17 protein-coding genes and 6 tRNA genes are annotated in these 17,771 nt (G+C 59.7%); 9 read left to right on the forward strand and 14 right to left on the reverse strand.

What is annotated here, in order from left to right:
- Positions 1-351: 351 nt before the first annotated feature.
- Both rapA and rluA read left to right on the forward strand, forming a co-directional pair.
- Positions 352-3,219, forward strand: coding sequence for an RNA polymerase-associated protein RapA (rapA, locus tag ACTG1P_RS11005; protein ID WP_440001284.1), 2,868 nt, complete (start codon positions 352-354; stop codon positions 3,217-3,219).
- Between the two features lie 115 nt (positions 3,220-3,334).
- Entirely contained in the window at positions 3,335-3,991 is a 657-nt protein-coding gene (rluA, locus tag ACTG1P_RS11010) for a bifunctional tRNA pseudouridine(32) synthase/23S rRNA pseudouridine(746) synthase RluA (RefSeq protein ID WP_021140100.1), read from the forward strand.
- A 72-nt stretch (positions 3,992-4,063) separates the two neighbouring features.
- On the opposite strand, the gene ACTG1P_RS11015 is transcribed toward rluA, so the two are convergent.
- The 5 genes from ACTG1P_RS11015 to treR all read right to left on the reverse strand — a co-directional run bounded on the left by ACTG1P_RS11015 (position 4,064) and on the right by treR (position 9,274).
- Positions 4,064-4,252, reverse strand: coding sequence for a hypothetical protein (locus tag ACTG1P_RS11015; protein ID WP_005336040.1), 189 nt, complete (start codon positions 4,250-4,252; stop codon positions 4,064-4,066).
- Positions 4,253-4,372: 120 nt separating this feature from the next.
- A complete protein-coding gene (locus ACTG1P_RS11020; protein WP_440001286.1) occupies positions 4,373-4,972 on the reverse strand; it encodes a sugar O-acetyltransferase in 600 nt (199 codons plus the stop codon).
- 3 nt (positions 4,973-4,975) lie between these two features.
- The gene (gene treC, locus ACTG1P_RS11025) at positions 4,976-6,637 is read right to left on the reverse strand and encodes an alpha,alpha-phosphotrehalase (protein ID WP_440001287.1); all 1,662 of its coding nucleotides are present in this window, start codon (positions 6,635-6,637) and stop codon (positions 4,976-4,978) included.
- A 66-nt stretch (positions 6,638-6,703) separates the two neighbouring features.
- On the reverse strand, positions 6,704-8,134 hold the full coding sequence (treB, locus tag ACTG1P_RS11030; protein ID WP_106844193.1) for a PTS trehalose transporter subunit IIBC: 1,431 nt from the start codon (positions 8,132-8,134) through the stop codon (positions 6,704-6,706).
- Between the two features lie 192 nt (positions 8,135-8,326).
- The gene (treR, locus tag ACTG1P_RS11035; RefSeq protein ID WP_440001288.1) at positions 8,327-9,274 is read right to left on the reverse strand and encodes a trehalose operon repressor TreR; all 948 of its coding nucleotides are present in this window, start codon (positions 9,272-9,274) and stop codon (positions 8,327-8,329) included.
- A 137-nt stretch (positions 9,275-9,411) separates the two neighbouring features.
- Here treR and ACTG1P_RS11040 point away from each other — a divergent pair, with 137 nt between their 5' ends.
- The 7 genes from ACTG1P_RS11040 to pbpG all read left to right on the forward strand — a co-directional run bounded on the left by ACTG1P_RS11040 (position 9,412) and on the right by pbpG (position 15,015).
- Positions 9,412-10,362 (forward strand): AEC family transporter, encoded by a 951-nt coding sequence (locus ACTG1P_RS11040; protein WP_440001289.1) that lies wholly within the window; start codon positions 9,412-9,414, stop codon positions 10,360-10,362.
- A 62-nt stretch (positions 10,363-10,424) separates the two neighbouring features.
- Positions 10,425-10,619 carry a heavy-metal-associated domain-containing protein gene (locus ACTG1P_RS11045; RefSeq protein WP_440001290.1) on the forward strand — a complete coding sequence of 65 codons (195 nt, stop codon included), beginning with the start codon at positions 10,425-10,427 and terminating at the stop codon, positions 10,617-10,619.
- Positions 10,620-10,749: 130 nt separating this feature from the next.
- Positions 10,750-11,808: an L-asparaginase 2 gene (gene ansB, locus ACTG1P_RS11050; RefSeq protein WP_440001291.1), complete on the forward strand. Its 1,059-nt coding sequence runs from the start codon at positions 10,750-10,752 to the stop codon at positions 11,806-11,808.
- Positions 11,809-11,825: 17 nt separating this feature from the next.
- The gene (locus tag ACTG1P_RS11055; protein WP_440001292.1) at positions 11,826-12,089 is read left to right on the forward strand and encodes a hypothetical protein; all 264 of its coding nucleotides are present in this window, start codon (positions 11,826-11,828) and stop codon (positions 12,087-12,089) included.
- A complete protein-coding gene (locus ACTG1P_RS11060) occupies positions 12,052-13,344 on the forward strand; it encodes a hemolysin family protein (RefSeq protein ID WP_182926333.1) in 1,293 nt (430 codons plus the stop codon). Before ACTG1P_RS11055 ends, ACTG1P_RS11060 begins: the two co-directional genes overlap by 38 nt.
- Before the next feature lie 18 nt (positions 13,345-13,362).
- A complete protein-coding gene (locus tag ACTG1P_RS11065) occupies positions 13,363-14,028 on the forward strand; it encodes a DedA family protein (RefSeq protein ID WP_005343012.1) in 666 nt (221 codons plus the stop codon).
- A gap of 159 nt (positions 14,029-14,187) precedes the next feature.
- Complete coding sequence (pbpG, locus tag ACTG1P_RS11070; protein ID WP_005348750.1) at positions 14,188-15,015, forward strand: D-alanyl-D-alanine endopeptidase; 828 nt, start codon at positions 14,188-14,190, stop codon at positions 15,013-15,015.
- 9 nt (positions 15,016-15,024) lie between these two features.
- Here the strand turns inward: pbpG and ACTG1P_RS11075 are convergent, their stop codons facing one another.
- The 9 genes from ACTG1P_RS11075 to ACTG1P_RS11115 all read right to left on the reverse strand — a co-directional run bounded on the left by ACTG1P_RS11075 (position 15,025) and on the right by ACTG1P_RS11115 (position 17,755).
- The gene (locus tag ACTG1P_RS11075) at positions 15,025-15,153 is read right to left on the reverse strand and encodes a hypothetical protein (RefSeq protein WP_440001293.1); all 129 of its coding nucleotides are present in this window, start codon (positions 15,151-15,153) and stop codon (positions 15,025-15,027) included.
- A 196-nt stretch (positions 15,154-15,349) separates the two neighbouring features.
- Positions 15,350-15,426 (reverse strand) — tRNA-Arg (locus tag ACTG1P_RS11080).
- A 28-nt stretch (positions 15,427-15,454) separates the two neighbouring features.
- A tRNA-Arg gene (locus tag ACTG1P_RS11085) sits at positions 15,455-15,531 on the reverse strand.
- Between the two features lie 28 nt (positions 15,532-15,559).
- Positions 15,560-15,636, reverse strand: a tRNA-Arg gene (locus tag ACTG1P_RS11090).
- Between the two features lie 25 nt (positions 15,637-15,661).
- Positions 15,662-15,738, reverse strand: a tRNA-Arg gene (locus ACTG1P_RS11095).
- A gap of 100 nt (positions 15,739-15,838) precedes the next feature.
- Positions 15,839-15,915, reverse strand: a tRNA-Arg gene (locus tag ACTG1P_RS11100).
- Positions 15,916-15,918: 3 nt separating this feature from the next.
- Positions 15,919-16,011: transfer RNA gene (locus ACTG1P_RS11105), tRNA-Ser, on the reverse strand.
- Positions 16,012-16,224: 213 nt separating this feature from the next.
- Positions 16,225-16,413, reverse strand: a complete 189-nt coding sequence (csrA, locus tag ACTG1P_RS11110) for a carbon storage regulator CsrA (protein WP_005336053.1) — start codon at positions 16,411-16,413, stop codon at positions 16,225-16,227.
- A gap of 103 nt (positions 16,414-16,516) precedes the next feature.
- Positions 16,517-17,755: an aspartate kinase gene (locus tag ACTG1P_RS11115; RefSeq protein WP_111809428.1), complete on the reverse strand. Its 1,239-nt coding sequence runs from the start codon at positions 17,753-17,755 to the stop codon at positions 16,517-16,519.
- Positions 17,756-17,771 lie beyond the last annotated feature (16 nt).

The following is a 17,771-nucleotide window of genomic DNA, read 5'->3' on the forward strand; positions in this document are numbered from 1 at the left end:
GCCTTATTTTCAAAGGCTTTTCGAGGTTACCGACGAGGTTGTTTGCGTTGCTGCTTGCCCTGTCGATGGAGGCGCATTATAGGGTTCTGGATCACGCTTGCAAGGGTGTTTTCGAATAAAATTCGCATTTTTGGTTCAACCGTTCACTATTCACCCAAAATGCGCATTTATCCTGCAATAACACACCCGTTTGGCGAGCTCGCTATCCTCTAGATGGCGTGGCGATGGTAGCAGATCAAGGTTGTGGCGATTTGCTCTCTCTACATCTATATGCATGGTGATCGAGGTCACGCCTTCGGGTAACATAGCGCCCCTTTGCGATTCACACACTCTTGGGCTTTGGAGAGTTTAATGCCTTTTGCACTTGGCCAGCGTTGGATTAGTGATACAGAGACGGATCTGGGGTTGGGGACTGTCGTTGCTGTTGAAGGACGCATGGTTACCCTGTTGTTTCCGGCTACCGGTGAAAACCGCATGTATGCCAAAGAAGAGGCGCCGGTCACCCGGGTCAGCTTCAATGTGGGCGATCAGATCACCAGTCACGAAGACTGGACCATGACGGTCGAAGAAGTGCAGGAGAAAGACGGCCTGCTTATATATGTAGGTGTGCGCACCGACAATGATGAGCCCGTTGCCCTCAAGGAAGTGTTTCTCAACAACTTTATCAAGTTCAACAAGCCGCAGGATCGCCTGTTCGCCGGTCAGATCGATCGGATGTCCCGCTTCACCCTGCGCTACGAGGCGCTGGTCAACCAGCACCAACGTCGTCGCAACCCGACTCGCGGTCTGGCCGGTGGCCGGGTCAGCCTGATCCCGCACCAGCTCTATATCGCTCATGAAGTGGGTCACCGCTACGCCCCGCGCGTACTGCTGGCCGATGAGGTGGGTCTGGGCAAGACCATCGAAGCGGGCATGATCATTCATCAGCAGCTGCTCTCCGGCCGCGCCCATCGGGTGCTTATTCTACTGCCCGAAACCTTGCAGCACCAATGGCTGGTCGAAATGCTGCGCCGCTTCAACCTGCACTTCTCCCTGTTTGATGAGGAGCGCTGCATCGAGGCATTCGCCGATGCGGAGAACCCCTTCGAGACCGAGCAGCTTGTGATCTGCAGCCTCGACTTCCTGCGCAAGAAGCGTCGTCGCTTCGAGCAGGTGCTGGAAGCCGAGTGGGATCTGCTGGTTGTCGACGAAGCCCACCATCTGGAGTGGAGTGAAGAGGCGCCGAGCCGTGCCTACGAAATGGTGGAAGCACTTGCCGAACAGGTGCCGGGCGTACTGCTGCTGACCGCGACCCCGGATCAGCTGGGCCACCAGAGCCACTTTGCCCGTCTGCGCCTGCTCGATCCCGAGCGTTTCTACGACTACGAGGCCTTCCTCGCCGAGGAGCAGGCCTATGGTCAGGTCGCCAGCGCAGCGCAGGAGCTGCTGGATGGCGAGACCCTGAGCGATGAAGCCAGACAGATCCTCGCCAGCCAGCTGGAAGGGCTGGACTTGAGCGATGCGACTGCCCGTCAGCAGGCAGTCGCCAAGCTGCTGGATCAGCATGGCACCGGCCGGGTGCTTTTCCGCAACAGCCGCGCCAATATTCAGGGCTTCCCCGAGCGTCACCTCAACGTTTACCCCATGCAGTTGCCGGAGCAGTACAAGACTGCCATCAAGGTGATGGGCATGATGGGTGGCAACGGTGGCGATCTGCAGACCCGTGCCCTGCGCTACCTCTATCCCGAGAAGATCTTCCAGCAGTTCGAAGGTGACAACGCCACCTGGACCCAGTTCGACCCGCGCGTCGAATGGTTGCTGGAGCTGCTGCTCTCAGCCCGCCAGCAGAAGGTGCTGGTGATCTGCTCCGAAGCGGCGACCGCTATCGCGCTGGAAGAGGCGCTGCGTACCCGTGAAGGGATCCGTGGTGCCGTGTTCCACGAAGGGATGTCGATCCTCGAGCGGGACAAGGCCTCCGCCTATTTTGCCCAGCAAGAGGGTGGCGCCCAGGTGCTGCTCTGCTCCGAGATCGGTTCAGAAGGGCGCAACTTCCAGTTTGCCAGCCATCTGGTGCTGTTCGATCTGCCCCTCAACCCGGATCTACTGGAACAGCGTATCGGCCGACTGGATCGTATCGGTCAGCAGAATACCGTCGAGATCCACGTTCCCTATCTGGAAGGGACTGCCCAGCGCGCCCTGCAGCTCTGGTATCACGATGGTCTGGACGCGTTCGAGCAGACCTGCCCGACTGCCCGCCCGGTATTCGAAGCGGTACGTGAAGAGCTGTTCGAGCTGCTGGCCGCCAACACCGGCGATCAGGCGGCCCTCGACGCCCTGCTGGTCAAGACCCGCGAACTGCACGAGCCGCTCAAGGCTCGGCTGGAACAGGGCCGCGATCGCCTGCTGGAGATCCACTCCAGCGGTGGCGCTGCCGCCCAGCAGCTGGTCGAGAAGCTGGCCGCCGAAGATGACGACACCGGCATGATCTCCTTCGCTCTCAAGATGTTCGACGAGATCGGCGTCAATCAGGATGACCGTGGCGAGAACGCGCTGGTGCTGACCCCCGGGGATCATATGCTGGTCTCCAGCTTCCCGGGCCTGCCGCAAGACGGTATGACCATCACCTTCGATCGCAACACAGCCCTGTCGCGGGATGACATGGCGCTGCTCTCCTGGGATCACCCCATGATGCGCGGCGGTATCGACCTGATCCTCGGCTCCGAGATCGGTGCCACCTCGGTGGCTCTGCTCAAGAACAAGGCGCTGCCGGTCGGTTCCATCCTGCTGGAGCTGATCTTCGTCGCCGAGTCAGCGGCTCATCCCCAGCTCTACCGCTTCATGCCGCCGACACCGATCCGCCTGCTGATGGACAAGAACGGCAACAACCTCGGCGAGAAGGTGGCGTTCGATGCGTTCAACCGCCAGCTGACGCCGGTCAACCGCCACCTTGGCAGCAAGCTGGTGACTGCGTCCCAGCCGGTGATCCATGGTCTGATTGGCCAGGGTCAGGCGATTGCCGAAGAGCTGAAGGCCGGGATTGTCGACAAGGCCCGCGCCCAGATGGCGCAAACCCTGCAGCAGGATCTGGATCGTCTGGAAGCGCTCAAGGCAGTCAACCCGAACGTGCGCGACAGCGAACTGGATTATCTGCGCAATCTGCAGGCAGAATTGCACCACCTGATCGATCAGACCCAACTCAAGCTGGATGCCATCCGCTTTATCGTGGTCACCCATAACTGACAAGGTACCGACCGATAGCGGCCAGACCCAGTTCAAACTGGATACCCAAGGCCGCTTTGTCGTGGTTACCCATAACTGATGGGGGCTTGCCCCCACCTTCTGATGCGAGACATTTATGTTTGAATACTCACCGCCTCTGGAACCCTGGCTCGATATCCTGTTCAAGGACAAGGACATCATGGTGGTCAACAAGCCCACTGGCCTGCTAAGCGTCCCCGGGCGCGGCCCCGAGAATGAAGACAGCGTCCTGCATCGGGTGAAACAGCAACACCCCAAGGCGGCGGCGGCTCATCGCCTCGACATGTCCACCACTGGCGTCATTGTCATTCCCCTCAATCCCAACTCTCATCGGGAGTTGAGCCGACAATTTCGCGAGCGGGAGACCGAGAAGCACTACCTCGCCTGGGTGTGGGGTGAGCCGGAGGCAGAGTCGGGTCAGGTTGACCTGCCGCTCTGCGTTGACTGGCCCAACCGCCCGAAGCAGAAGGTGGATCACGAGGAGGGGCGTCACGCTCTGACCCTGTGGGAAAAACTGAAGGTGGAGAACGGCAACAGCCTGATCAAGCTGACCCCCATCACAGGTCGCTCGCACCAGTTGCGCGTCCATATGCTGGAGCTGGGCCACCCGATCCTGGGTGACAACCTCTACGCTCATCCGGATGCTCTGGCGGCTGCGCCCCATCTCTACCTGCATGCGGCCATGCTGACCATCAGCCACCCCCGCAGCGGCGAGCGGATGACCTTCGAGGCGCCAGCCCCCTTCCCGCTCTGAGCGGAAGAGGCTTACGCCAAATCGCAGAGATAAAAAAGCCCCCATCGCAAGATGGGGGCTTTTTCATTAGGGTCAGACGCGAATATCGATCTTGCTTCCCAGAGAAGCGCTGGCCGATGTCGGTGCAACCGGCGCTGATTGCGCTGCGTTTTGCAGCAGCTTCAGCGCAGCTTCGCCCTCTTGGGTCTGCTGTTTCTTGGCCAGACTGGCCGTCATCAGAGCAGAACCAAACGACGCATTTGCAGAACTTGATATATCCATAGGGTTCCTCCTGCACTCAACAGTATCGGCCAAGCGGCCCCGAACATAAGCCCTGAATGCAAAACAATCTGAAAGTCGCTTTTCTATCAATCAGATAGCAATAGCATTCATGGCCCCTGTTCACCGCTGGATGACGCCTTCAAGCTCCTGTGCCGTCATCGGCCGAAGCACCTTGCAAGGGTTGCCAGCCGCCACCACATTGGCGGGCACATCTTTGGTCACCACCGAGCCTGCGCCTATAACGCTGTTGTCACCGATAGTGACGCCGGGGCAGATGACGACGCTGCCGCCAATCCAGACGTTGTGACCGATCCGCACCGGCTTGCCGAACTCGACACCCTTGATACGTGGCGCCACCGCCACCGGGTGAGCGGCGGTGTAGATCTGCACCCCGGGCGCCAGCAGCACGTTGTCGCCGATGTGCACCTCGCAGACGTCGAGGATGGTGCAGCCCACGTTGGCGTAGAAGTTCTCGCCGACGAAGATATTGGCGCCATAGTCGCAGGAGAACGGCGGGTTGATGGCGCACTCCTGGCCGCGGCCACCAAGCAGCTCGTGAAGCAAAGCATCCCGATCCGGTTTCTCCTGCCAGCAGGTGTTGAAGGTGTGATAGAGCCTTCGGCAGCGCTCGCGCGCCGCTTTGAGCTCAGGGTCGCCCGCATCATAAGGTTCCCCCGCCACCATCTTCTGCCACTCGGTACCGCGCACCACCTTCTCCATTACCTACTCCATCAGCCAGATCAGGGATTCATAAGGGCGCAGCATACCCGATTGCGGTTGGGCCGGGCTATCCGGGTAGTTGCCGAGCAGCAGCCGACCTTGCCCGCTTTGCAGCTCGGCAGGCAAGGCAAACTCCACCGGCTCGCCGTAGAAGTTGCTCACCACCAGCAGGGTCTGACCGTTGGCGCGGCGGGCATAGGCCCAGATCTGCGGGTGCCCGGTCAGCAGCTCCTGATAATCCCCCTGAGTGAAGATGGGGTGCGCCTTGCGCAGGGCGATAAGATCCCGATAGTGCCAGAACACCGAGTACTGGTTGGCCAGCGCCGCCTCGGCGTTGATCTCGGGATAGTTGGCGGCAGGCTTGAGCCAGGGCGTCCCGCTGGTGAAACCTGCATTGGCCGCAGCGCTCCACTGCATCGGGGTCCGCGAGTTGTCGCGGGACTTGGCACCGAGAATGGCGAGGATCTCGGCCTCGTTCATCCCTTCGGCCTGCTTGATGGCGAAGATGTTGCGGCTCTCCACATCCTGATAGTCATCGATGCGCTGATAGCCGGGGTTGGTCATGCCGATCTCCTCCCCCTGATAGATGTAGGGGGTGCCTTGCAGGCCGTGCAGCGTGCTGGCCAGCATCTTGGCGGCCACTACCCTATGCTCGCCCTCATCGCCGAAACGGGAGACGATGCGCGGCTGATCGTGGTTGCACCAGAACAGCGCCGACCACCCCTTGCCATGCATACCGCTCTGCCAGTGGTTGAAGATGCGCTTAAGTTCGAGGAAATCGAACGGCGCCTTGGTCCACTTGTCGCCGTTGGGGTAATCCACCTTCAGATGGTGGAAGTTGAACACCATGGAGAGCTCGGAGCCATCGAGGGCACCATAGCGCTGGCAGTGCTCCAGCGAAGTAGAGGACATCTCCCCCACCGTCATGGCGCCGACAGGAGCAAACACGTCGCGGCTCACATCCTGCAGGAATTCGTGGATGCGCGGCCCGTCGGTATAGAAGCGGCGGCCATCGCCAATCTCGTCGTTCGGGAACGCCTGATCCTTAGAGATAAGGTTGATGACGTCGAGGCGGAAACCGTCCACCCCCTTCTTGGCCCAGAAGTGGATGATATTTTTCACCTCGGCACGCACCGCCGGATTTTCCCAGTTGAGATCCGCCTGCTCGCGGGCAAACAGGTGCAGGTAGTACTGACCGGTGGCAGAGTCCAGCTCCCAGGCGCTGCCGCCAAACTTGGATTGCCAGTTGTTGGGCACGCCGCCATCCACCGGATCACGCCAGATGTAGTAGTCGCGGTAGGGGCTGTTTTTATCCCCCAGCGCCGACTTGAACCAGGCGTGCTCGGTGGAGGTGTGGTTGACCACTATATCCATCACGATGCGGATGTCGCGCGCGTGGGCGGCGGCCAGCAGCGCCTCGAAATCATCCATGGTGCCGTAGGCGGGATCGATGGCGTAGTAGTCGGCGATGTCGTAGCCGTTGTCCACCTGCGGGGAGACGTAAACCGGGGTCAGCCAGAGGGCATCGACGCCCAAGGTCTTGAGATAGTCGAGGCGGGCCATGATCCCCTTGAGATCGCCGGTGCCACGGGCGCCGGAATCCTGAAAGCTCTTGGGGTAAATCTGGTAAATCACGGCACTCTGCCACCAGGGTGTTTGGCTCATGGGTCTTTCTCTTGTCTCGAATAGAAAATGGAGAGGGCGACCCACGGGTCGCCCTGATAATCAGTGTCAGGCGCTGGCTTGGGCCAACTTGCCAGCCGCTTGCTGGCGCTTATAGACCAGCAGGGTCAGCACCACAGGCACCACGATGGCGACCAGCATGGCGATGGCGAACACCGCCCAGTATTGCGGCTGGATGGAGAGGATGCCCGGCAGGCCGCCTACCCCGATGCCGTTGGCCATCACTCCGGCGAAACCGCAGATGAGGGCCGCAAGGCTGGACCCCACCATGGCGCACAGCATGGGGAACTTGTACTTGAGGTTGATACCGTACATGGCCGGTTCGGTCACCCCGAGGTAGGCGGAGATGGCAGCAGGTACCGAGATCTCCCGCTCGTTCTCCTTGCGGCTAATCAGAATGATGCCGACGACCGCAGACGCCTGAGCGATGTTGGAGAGGGCGATCAGCGGCCAGATTGGCGTGCCACCCATGCTCTGCATCAGCTGCAGATCCACCGCGTTGGTGGTGTGGTGGATGCCGGTGATGACCAGCGGCGCGTAGAGGAATCCGAACAGGGCGGCACCGATAGGGGCGAAGGAGCCGGTCATGGCAGCCTTGGCAGCGAAACCGACGCCATCACCAATCCAGCGACCGAACGGGCCGATAAAGGCGTGAGCCACGATCACTGCCAGCAGCAGCGAGACAAATGGTACAATCACCAGATAGAGATAGGCCGGAATGATCCGCTTGAGGTTGGTCTCAACCCAGGCCAGGAATACACCCGCCAGCAGCGCCGGAATGACCTGGGCCTGATAACCCACCTTCTGGATCACGAACAGGCCGAAGTCCCACACCTCGGGAGTCTGCTGACCAATGCCGTAGGCGTTCATTAACTGCGGTGACACCAGCGTCACCCCCAGCACGATACCCAGGATCTCGGAGCCGCCCATCTTCTTCACTGCAGACCAGCAAACACCGACCGGCAGGAAGTGGAAAATCGCCTCGCCCAGCAGCCAGAGGAAGGCGTGTACCTGAGCCCAGAACTGGCTGATCTCGGTGAGGGTGTGAGTGCCATCGTCAAACATCTTGATGTCGCCGATGACGTTGCGAAAGCCCAGGATCAGACCGCCGGTGATGATGGCGGGCAGCAACGGTACGAAGATCTCCGCCAGATGGGAGATGCCCCGCTCCAGCGGATTCATGTTCTGGCGAGCCGCCTGCTTGGCGGTCTCCTTGCTGCTACCGCTGACGCCGAGCTGTTCGGTCAGCGCCTTGTACCACTGCTCTACCTCGTTACCGATGACCACCTGGAATTGACCGCCCTGGGTGAAGCTTCCCTTCACCGCCGGAATGGTCTCGATGGCCTTGCTGTCGGCCTTGGCCGGATCGTTCAGGACGAAGCGCAACCGGGTCAGGCAGTGGCTGACGGTGGCGATGTTCTCCTTGCCGCCGATCTTGTCGATCAGGGTGGCAAGCTGCTGTGCGTTGATCTTGGACATGGGTCTTCCCTCTGTGACGCCATTGAATAGTGGTCTGTATCGCCCTTTTGAGCCAGTCTGTCGGCCGGAGCGTTTTTGGTATCGTTCCCATTTAGCATGCCGACAATCTGGCCAGATCGAAATGGGAACGTTCCCAATACGTGGCCAGCATCACAAAAAGCGTACTTTTTGTTCAGTCCGGAGTGATGGGGCTCACAGGGTTCGACAGGGGGCGATTGTCACCAGCGGAGGCTGATCCTGCTCAATCTGGCCGAGCAGCTGACGCGCCGCCTGCTCCCCCGCCCCCTTGTATCCAAGATCGAGACTGAGGGCGTTGGGGAAGAGGAAACTGAGCATGGGGTTGTTGCCAAGGCCGGTCACCAGCACCTCGCTACGCCCTTGTTCTTGCAGGTATTTTGCCGCACCGATGGCGAGGGTGTCGCTGGCGCAGACCAACGCCTGGGTGGAGGGCGTCAGCAGCTCGGCCGCCAGCCGGTAGCCGCTCTGCAGGCTGAGATCGCCGAGGGCGCTGCGCGGGCGCAACCCTTGCTCTGCGCAGTAAGCGAGATAGGCGTCGAGGCGACGCTGGCCGGTGGTGAGATCCGAGGCATCAACCCCCAGATAGGCGATGTCGCGGGCGCCACGGCTTGCCAGTTGCGCCAGCATGGTGCGTACCGCACCGGCGTCGTCGAAGCAGACCGAGGAGAAACCGGGATATTCACGAGCGACCAGCACCAGCTTCTCTTTCAGCGACGCCATAGCGGCATAGTCCAAGTTATTGAAGGCGAACAGGATAATGCCATCCACCCCGCGCCGCTCCAGCACCGCCAGATGCTCCTGTACCTTGGCGGGGGAGAACTTGCTCTCCATCAGCACAGCATCGTAGCCGCGCTGATAGAGGGTCTCCAGCATGCCGCGCACCGCCTGATTCTCCGAGCTGGAGTCGAGCCGCGAGACGATGATCCCCACCACCTGCTGGCTCTGGCTGCGCATAGCACGCGCCGACTTGCTCGGCACGAAGCCGTGATCGGCGATGATCTGCTCCACCCGCTCGCGGGTCTCCTGCTTCACCTTGGGATCCTGATTAAGCACCCGGGAGACGGTCGACTTGCCGACGCCACTCAGTCTGGCGATATCGAGGATGGTCAGTTTCTTGTCCATGAATTGGCTCACAGGAGGCTAGGCGGTGGAATTGCCCACATTGTTGTGATTAACCCCTGTGAATACAAGCCCATGGCGTTAGAATGCCCTTTTTGCCCCGCCGTCAGGGTGTGTGGGCACAGCACAGGATGCCCATCATGGATCTGCTGGCCAGTCTGCTCTTCTCCCTCTCCATCACAGGCCCCATCTGCGTGGTGCTACTGCTCGGCATCTTGCTCAAGCGGTTGGGGCTGCTGCCGGATCCCTTTACCGAATCCGCCTCGCGGCTGGTGTTTCAGGTCACCCTGCCTGCTCTGCTCTTGCTCAGTATTCTGGGTACCAACTTCGCCACCATACCGAGCCTCTGGTTTATCGGCTATGGCCTGCTCGCCACCGTTATCAGCTATCTGGTGCTGGAGCTGCTGGCCGGACGTTTTATCGGGGAGCAGCGGCTGCGCGGCATCTTCGTGCAGGGGAGCTTTCGCGGCAACAGCGCCATTATCGGGCTTGCCTACGTGCAGAACGCCTACGGCCACGAGGGGTTGGGGGCAGCGGCCTTCTATGTCGGCGCGGTGACCGTGCTCTACAACATTCTCGCGGTGATCACCCTCACCCGCAGTCTCGGCGGCGCCACCGGCATTCGCCCCATCCTGCTCGGCATCATCAAGAATCCGCTGATCATCGCCATTGTGGCGGCGCTGCCGTTCAGCCTGCTCGGTATCAAGATGCCGCAACTGCTGCTCACCACCGGCAGCTACTTCGCCAACATGACGTTGCCGCTGGCGCTGCTCTGCACCGGCGCCTCCCTCAGCCTGGATGCTCTGCGTGGTGGTGCAGCCATTGCGGGCTGGGCCAGCATCATGCGGCTCTGTCTCATTCCGGCTGCGTTCACTCTTGGGGCTGCCCTGCTCGGCTTCAGCCATCTGGAGCTGGGTATTCTGTTTCTCATCAGCGCTACCCCGACTGCCGCCGCCAGCTATGTGATGACCCGCGCCATGGGGGGCGACAGCGTGCTGGCCGCAAACATCATCGCCACTACCACCCTCGGCTCGCTGCTCACCACTAGTCTGGGAGCAACCCTAATGAACTATCTGGGTCTTATGTACTGACGGCTTGACCTTGCCGGAGGCGGCAGCTTTAGGCTGGCGTCCATCAACAGAGGAGATATCCCATGACCATCGAACTCACCGTGTCCGGCATGTCCTGTGGTGGCTGCGCCGCCAGTCTGCAAAAAGCGCTGCTGGCCCAGCCTGTAGTCACCACCGCAACCGTCGACTTTGCCAGCCGCAAGGCCGTCATCGAGAGCGAGCTGAGCAAGACCGAGCTGATCGCCCTGATTGAAGCCAAGGGTTTCTCTGCGAGTTAAATTATCTCCATAGAGGTATAAAACAGGTTAAAAATCTGTACTCACCTGTCTTTTGGTGAGTTTTATCACAGATATTGATGGTTATCTGGGCAAACTGGCTGCAATTATTCCAATCATAAGGATTTGCAGCATGACCCTACCGATCCGCAAGACCCTGCTCGCCGCCGTCGTTGGCCTGACACTCTCCCCCATGGCCATAGCGCTGCCCAACGTCCATATTCTGGCAACCGGCGGCACCATTGCCGGGGCAGGTCAGTCGGCTACCCAGTCCAACTACGAGGCTGGCAAGGTGGCCATCGAAACCCTGATCGCCGCCGTGCCCGAGATGAAGAACGTGGCCGATGTGCAGGGTGAGCAGGTAGTCAAGATCGGCTCCCAGGACATGAACGACGAGGTGTGGCTCAAGCTGGCCAAGCGGGTCAACGAGCTGCTGGCCAAGGATGACGTGGATGGCATTGTCATTACCCACGGCACCGACACCATGGAAGAGACCGCCTACTTCCTCAATCTGACCGTCAAGAGCGACAAGCCGGTGGTACTGGTTGGCGCCATGCGCCCCTCCACCGCCATGAGTGCTGATGGCCCGCTCAACCTCTACAACGCCGTGGTGACCGCCTCCGACCCCGCCTCCAAGGGACGTGGCGTCATGGTGGCGATGAACGACACCGTGCTCGATGCCCGCGACGTCACCAAGACCAACACCACAGGCGTGCAGACCTTTGCCTCCCCCAACTTTGGCCCGCTGGGTTACATCCACAACGGCAAGATCGACTATCAGCGCAGCCCGGCCCGTCTGCACACCAGCAAGACGCCGTTTGACGTGAGCAAGCTCGACAAGCTGCCGCAAGTGGGCATCGTCTACAGCTACGCCAACGCCACCGACTTGCCGGCCAAGGCGATGGTGGATGCCAAGTTCGACGGCATCGTCAGCGCCGGGGTGGGCAACGGCAACCTCTATCACACCCTGTTCGACACCCTGGCCAAGGCGAGCAAGGATGGCATCCGCGTCGTACGCTCCGCCCGCGTGCCGACCGGCGCCACCACCCTGGATGCCGAGATCGATGATGCCAAGTACGGCTTCGTGGCCTCCGGCACTCTCAACCCGCAGAAGGCGCGGGTGCTGCTGATGCTCTCCCTGACCCAGAGCAAGGATCCGGCCCAGATCCAGCGCTGGTTCCAACAGTTCTGATAACGGTTGTCTGAACCATGACAAGCAAGGGCGGGACTTCCCGCCCTTTTCCCTCCTGCAATGCTGCCTCGCCCATTACGCCGTTTGGCGTGGTCATCCTTCCCTTTTCCGGCCATCTTTTTCAGCCATCCCAGAGCGCGGTCATCAAATTAGCGAGCCGGATCACCCGCTTTCACAAGCACATCGCCGCCAAATTCATTACACTGCCAGCGATATTTTCTACTCAAGGAGTGCAGCTGCAGTATGGAACTGTTGATCCTGTTGGGATTGATCTTGCTTAACGGCCTCTTCGCCATGTCGGAAATCGCCATCGTCACCGCCCGCAAGGCGCGCCTTGGCAAGCTGGCCAATGAAGGAAGCCGCTCGGCGGCCATCGCACTCAAACTCGGCGAAAACCCGACTCATTTCCTCTCCGCCGTGCAGATCGGCATCACCTCCATCGGCCTGCTCAACGGTATCTATGGCGAATCCCTGCTGGCCCAGCCCTTCTCCCTCTGGCTGCAGGAGTGGGGACTCTCCCCCAAGAGCAGCGGACTTATCGCCACCGTCATCGTGGTGGTGGGGGTGACCTACCTCTCTATCGTGGTGGGTGAACTCGTGCCCAAGCGGCTTGGCCAACTCAGCGCCGAGCGCATCGCCTGTCTGGTGGCGCGCCCCATGCTGTGGCTTGCCATCATGACCCGCCCCTTCGTCTGGCTGCTCTCGGCATCCACCAACACCACCTTGCGCCTGCTGCGGGTCAACCAGAATGGCAACGCCAACGTCACCGAGGAGGAGATCCATGCCATGCTGGTAGAGGGGTCGGAAGCCGGGGTGATCGAGGATCACGAACATACCATGCTGCGCAACGTGTTTCGTTTAGACGAGCGCAGCCTCTCCTCCCTGATGGTACCGCGCAGCGATATCCGCTATCTGGATCTGGCGCTGCCGCTGGAGGCCAACCTGCAGCGGCTGGTGGAGTATCGTCACAGCTTCTTCCCGGTCTGTGACGGCAGCCTGTCGGATCTGGTGGGGGTCATCAACGTCAGCAAGGTGCTGCACGCCTACATCAAGGGAGAGCCCATCGATCTGGCGGCCCTGACCGAGGATTGCAGCCTGCTGCCCGAGACCCTCAACGGGGTCGAGCTGCTCAACCACTTCCGCACCCACAGCGAACAGATGGTGATGGTGGTGGACGAGTATGGCGAGCTGCAGGGGCTGGTCACCCAGCAGGATCTGCTGGAAGCGCTGGCCGGGGATTTCCAGCAGGAGGATGGCGAGGACAACTGGGCATTCCAGCGCGCCGACGGCAGCTGGCTGCTCGATGGCCTGATCCCGCTGCCCGAGTTGAAGGACTGTCTGGAGCTGGTTCGCCTGCCGGAAGAAGAAAAACATCACTATCACACCCTCGGAGGGCTTATCATGCTGCTCCTTGGTCGTGTTCCACACACCGGCGATCTGGTGACCCTGGAACAGTGGCAACTGGAAATTGTTGACATGGATGGCCTGCGCATCGACAAGGTGCTCGCCATGCCCTTGACCGATCAACCCAGCTAACCTGCGGAGTTTGCAAGTATGGAGCAGTTTTACCAACTGGCTCACGCCTTTATGAATCACGATCTGAACACACTTTCCGATCCCAAGATGGCCTTCATGATCTGTGGTGTGATTCTGACGTTTCTGGTACTGGAAAACGGATTCATCCCTACCGCCTTTCTGCCCGGTGACAGCCTGCTGATCCTCACCGGCGTGCTCATCTATCAGGATGTGTTGTCTCTCGGGGTGATCCCCCTGTTGATCATGGCTACCTTTGTCGGCACCTGGCTCGGTTACATGCAGGGGCGCTTCCTTGGCCACACCCAGCTCTACCATCGGCTGATGTCCCACGTGGAAGAGCGACACCAGCAGAAGGTCTACCACCTGCTGGACAAGTACGGGATCATCACCCTGATCACCGCGCGCTATATCGCCTTCGTACGCACCGCCTATCCCTATATCGTAGGTGCCACCGAACTGCCCCAGGGGCGCTTTCTCATCGTCAATCTGATCAGCTCCATCATGTGGATCTGCCCGCTGGTCGGGTTTGGCTACTACCTTAGCCACACCAAGCTGGCCGCCGAATACCAGACCCAGTTTTTCAACATCATCATCTATCTGCCGGTGGCCCTGCTGGTGGGTGGCATGGTGGCGCTGGTCTGGCGCTGGATCAGCAAACGCAGGGCCGCGCAGCCGCGGGATTGACCCTTCGCCCAACGCCCGACCCGAAAGCCCTCGCCAGAGGGCTTTTTTGATCGCCAATTTCGCGCAAATAGCAGAAATAGTCCCGCTCGGCCCTTGTAAAGCCGGGGTAAAAATGAGTGAATCTAGCGCCTTTTTTTGGATGGGAACGGAGTCGGTTGTATGTGGTGTCGGATTCGCGCAGCAGCGCTGGTTGTCGGGTTGATGGGAATGCTGGGATTGCCTGCGGTCAGCGCGGCCCCTAACCCAGCCAAACTGGAAGTACGCTCGAGCAGCGCCCTGGTCGTGGATGTAAAAACGGGCAAGACGCTCTACCAGAAGAATGCCACCAAGGTGCGTCCCATCGCCTCCCTCACCAAACTGATGACAGCGCTGGTGGTGCTGGATGCCAAGCAGAATCTCAACCAGACCATCACGGTCGACAAGAACGATCTGGATCGGGTCAAACACACCCACTCCCGCATCCGCATGGGCACCAAGGTGACCCGCCGCGACGCCCTGCATCTGGCGCTGATGTCCTCCGAAAACCGGATGGCCTCGGCACTGGCGCGTCACTATCCGGGCGGTCGCAGCGCCTTCGTGCGGGCCATGAACAACAAGGCAAGACAGCTGGGTATGCGTAATACCCACTTCTACGACTCCACCGGCCTCTCCACCCGCAACGTCTCTACCGCCCAGGATCTCGGCAAGCTGGCTGCCGCCGCCTACCGTCAGCCGCTGATCCGTCAGTTCACTCAGGATGAGAACCGGGAGATGCGCTTCAGCGCCCCCGCCTACAGCCTGATGTTCAACAACACCAACCCGCTGGTGAAAAACCCGGATTGGGACGTGCGCCTCTCCAAGACCGGCTTCACTGACGAAGCGGGGCGCTGTCTGGTGATGCGCGCCAAACCGGACAGCCGCGAGCTCGCCATCGTGCTGCTCAACTCAGTGGGCAAACGCACCCCCATCGGCGATGCCAACCGCATTCGCAAATGGCTGAAAAGCTGAGTAAATATCTCAACACAAAAGGATGCTGCGGCATCCTTTTTTATTGCCCGCAAAACGCCTCAGCAGGCCTTGCAGGATGTTGATAGCCAAACCCTGCATGATGAGCTGCGCAGCAGCTGCCGTGGCAACAACAGGCATACAGAGCACCTGCAGATGAAGCAATGAGTGGTACCGGTCAGAAGAGCTCGACGCAATGGCAAAAAGGGGGAATGGAGGATGGTAAGCGAAGAGAGGAGGGAGGGCGATCCACCCGCAACAGCGCACGGGGATCCGCACCAAAAGCTAAATATCGCCCATAAAAAAACAGCCCCGACCGAAGTCGAGGCTGTCTGTATGGTGCGCCCGAGAGGATTCGAACCTCTGACCACCTGGTTCGTAGCCAGGTACTCTATCCAGCTGAGCTACGGGCGCTCATAAACTTTTGGCACTGCTTGAAATATGGTGCGCCCGAGAGGATTCGAACCTCTGACCACCTGGTTCGTAGCCAGGTACTCTATCCAGCTGAGCTACGGGCGCTCACAAACTTTTGGTACTGCTTGAAAAATGGTGCGCCCGAGAGGATTCGAACCTCTGACCACCTGGTTCGTAGCCAGGTACTCTATCCAGCTGAGCTACGGGCGCTCATAAATCGTTGTGTCGTTTTAAATGGTGCGCCCGAGAGGATTCGAACCTCTGACCACCTGGTTCGTAGCCAGGTACTCTATCCAGCTGAGCTACGGGCGCCCTGTTTTAAAACGATAAAAAAAGCTTACTTATCAGTAAGCCTTTTCCAAAGTGTCGACTTGCTGATGGTCAACACATGACTCTTGCTTGAGTCGTAATATGGTGCGCCCGAGAGGATTCGAACCTCTGACCACCTGGTTCGTAGCCAGGTACTCTATCCAGCTGAGCTACGGGCGCAAATGGCGGAGAAGGGGGGATTCGAACCCCCGATGCGGGTATAAGCCGCATACTCCCTTAGCAGGGGAGCGCCTTCAGCCTCTCGGCCACCTCTCCGTTTGCGGGGCTGATAATACTTCACAGGGATTTTTAGTCAAACACTTTTTTGGAGAAAAAAGTGCGTTCGCTCAGCATTTGGTCAAAGCGTGGAATATTCAAACAATATCGGCACTTATCCCGCAGTTTCGCGCCCTGCAGGGCGATTTCAGGGGGCCTGAAAAACAAAAGGCGACACATGAGGTGTCGCCTTGTCACAGCCATGAAAGTGGCTTAGAAGCCCGGTTGGCCCGGAACTTTCTCGGCCTGGATGCGCTGGTAGATCTCTTCGCGGTGTACGGAGACCTCTTTCGGCGCGTTAACACCGATACGGACCTGGTTGCCTTTAACGCCCAGTACGGTGACAGTCACTTCATCACCAATCATCAGGGTTTCCCCAACACGACGAGTCAAAATAAGCATTCGCTTGCTCCTGTATCCTGTTTTGTTTTTATATCGATATGCGACATTATCTAACAAAGATACCGATATGGTAAATGGTTGAAACTAAATCAATCAGAGATTGTTAGCCCAAGGGCTGCTCTTGCGGTGCCTGATCCAACCCGAAAGCCGCGTGCAGGGCTCGCACCGCCAGCTCCAGATACTTCTCGTCAATCACCACAGAGATTTTGATTTCAGAGGTCGAGATCAACTGCATGTTGATCCCCTCCTCGCCCAATACCTTGAACATGGTGCGTGCAACACCGGGATGGTTCCACATGCCGACACCGACAATGGAAACCTTGGCAATCTCGCCATTTCCCTGCACGCAGGAGGCGCCAAGTTCGGTGGCGGTCTCCTCCAGCAGTGCCCGGGCGCGGCGATAGTCGTCACGATTCACCGTGAAGGTGAAGTCGGCGGTGCCATCTCCCAGGGTGTTCTGCACAATCATGTCGACATCAATGTTGGCGTCGCTGATCGGATTCAGGATCTGAGCGGCAACGGTTGGTCTGTCCGGCACGCCCAGAATGGTCAGGCTGGCCTCGTTGCGGTTAAAAGCGATCCCGGATACCAGGGGAGCTTCCATCCTATCACCTCCATATGTGATTAAGGTTCCCTCTCCATCGATAAAGCTCGACAGCACCCGCAGCGGGACGCGGTACTTGCCCGCAAACTCCACCGAGCGGATCTGCAGCACCTTGGCGCCGAGACTGGCCATCTCCAGCATCTCCTCGAAGGTGATGGTGTCGAGACGACGCGCCTTGGGCTCGATGCGCGGATCCGTGGTGTATACCCCATCCACATCGGTAAAGATCTGGCACTCATCGGCCTTGATGGCCGCCGCCACGGCAACCGCCGTGGTATCCGAACCGCCGCGGCCCAGCGTCGTGATGGCGTTATGCTCGTCACGGCCCTGGAAACCGGCGATCACCACCACCTTGCCCGCAGCCAGTTCAGCCTGAACCAGCTCGGTGTCGATGTGGGTGATGCGCGCCTTGCCATAGGCGGAATCGGTATGAATCCGCACCTGATCACCGGTCATTGAGACCGCAGGACAACCGCGTTTGTTCAACGCGATCGCCAGCAGCGCTATGGTGACCTGCTCACCGGTGGAGACCAGTACATCCATCTCCCGCCGGTTGGCATCAGGATCCAGCTGCTGGGCCATGCCCAGCAGCCGGTTGGTTTCGCCCGACATGGCGGAGACAACCACCACCACGTCGTGTCCCTGGGCGCGGGTCTGCTCGACCCGCTCAGCTACCGCCTCGATCCGCTCCAGTGTGCCGACCGAGGTGCCGCCGTACTTCTGTACATAGAGTGCCACAGATCACCTCGCCCGA

The sequence above is a fragment of the Aeromonas sp. 11P genome, from assembly GCF_051920165.1.
Taxonomy (GTDB): Bacteria; Pseudomonadota; Gammaproteobacteria; order Enterobacterales; family Aeromonadaceae; genus Aeromonas; species Aeromonas veronii.

Bases quoted from the DNA above. Each gene is read 5' to 3' on its own strand.
- ACTG1P_RS11065 (WP_005343012.1), top strand. From the start codon at position 13,363: ATGGAGCAGTTTTACCAACTGGCTCACGCCTTTATGAATCACGATCTG.
- treR (WP_440001288.1), bottom strand. From the start codon at position 9,274: ATGGACAAGAAACTGACCATCCTCGATATCGCCAGACTGAGTGGCGTC.
- ACTG1P_RS11020 (WP_440001286.1), bottom strand. From the start codon at position 4,972: ATGGAGAAGGTGGTGCGCGGTACCGAGTGGCAGAAGATGGTGGCGGGG.
- ACTG1P_RS11015 (WP_005336040.1), bottom strand. From the start codon at position 4,252: ATGGATATATCAAGTTCTGCAAATGCGTCGTTTGGTTCTGCTCTGATG.
- treC (WP_440001287.1), bottom strand. From the start codon at position 6,637: ATGAGCCAAACACCCTGGTGGCAGAGTGCCGTGATTTACCAGATTTAC.
- ACTG1P_RS11075 (WP_440001293.1), bottom strand. From the start codon at position 15,153: ATGCCTGTTGTTGCCACGGCAGCTGCTGCGCAGCTCATCATGCAGGGT.
- ACTG1P_RS11045 (WP_440001290.1), top strand. From the start codon at position 10,425: ATGACCATCGAACTCACCGTGTCCGGCATGTCCTGTGGTGGCTGCGCC.
- treB (WP_106844193.1), bottom strand. From the start codon at position 8,134: ATGTCCAAGATCAACGCACAGCAGCTTGCCACCCTGATCGACAAGATC.
- ACTG1P_RS11040 (WP_440001289.1), top strand. From the start codon at position 9,412: ATGGATCTGCTGGCCAGTCTGCTCTTCTCCCTCTCCATCACAGGCCCC.
- rluA (WP_021140100.1), top strand. From the start codon at position 3,335: ATGTTTGAATACTCACCGCCTCTGGAACCCTGGCTCGATATCCTGTTC.
- ACTG1P_RS11060 (WP_182926333.1), top strand. From the start codon at position 12,052: ATGGAACTGTTGATCCTGTTGGGATTGATCTTGCTTAACGGCCTCTTC.
- ansB (WP_440001291.1), top strand. From the start codon at position 10,750: ATGACCCTACCGATCCGCAAGACCCTGCTCGCCGCCGTCGTTGGCCTG.
- csrA (WP_005336053.1), bottom strand. From the start codon at position 16,413: ATGCTTATTTTGACTCGTCGTGTTGGGGAAACCCTGATGATTGGTGAT.
- rapA (WP_440001284.1), top strand. From the start codon at position 352: ATGCCTTTTGCACTTGGCCAGCGTTGGATTAGTGATACAGAGACGGAT.
- ACTG1P_RS11055 (WP_440001292.1), top strand. From the start codon at position 11,826: ATGACAAGCAAGGGCGGGACTTCCCGCCCTTTTCCCTCCTGCAATGCT.
- pbpG (WP_005348750.1), top strand. From the start codon at position 14,188: ATGTGGTGTCGGATTCGCGCAGCAGCGCTGGTTGTCGGGTTGATGGGA.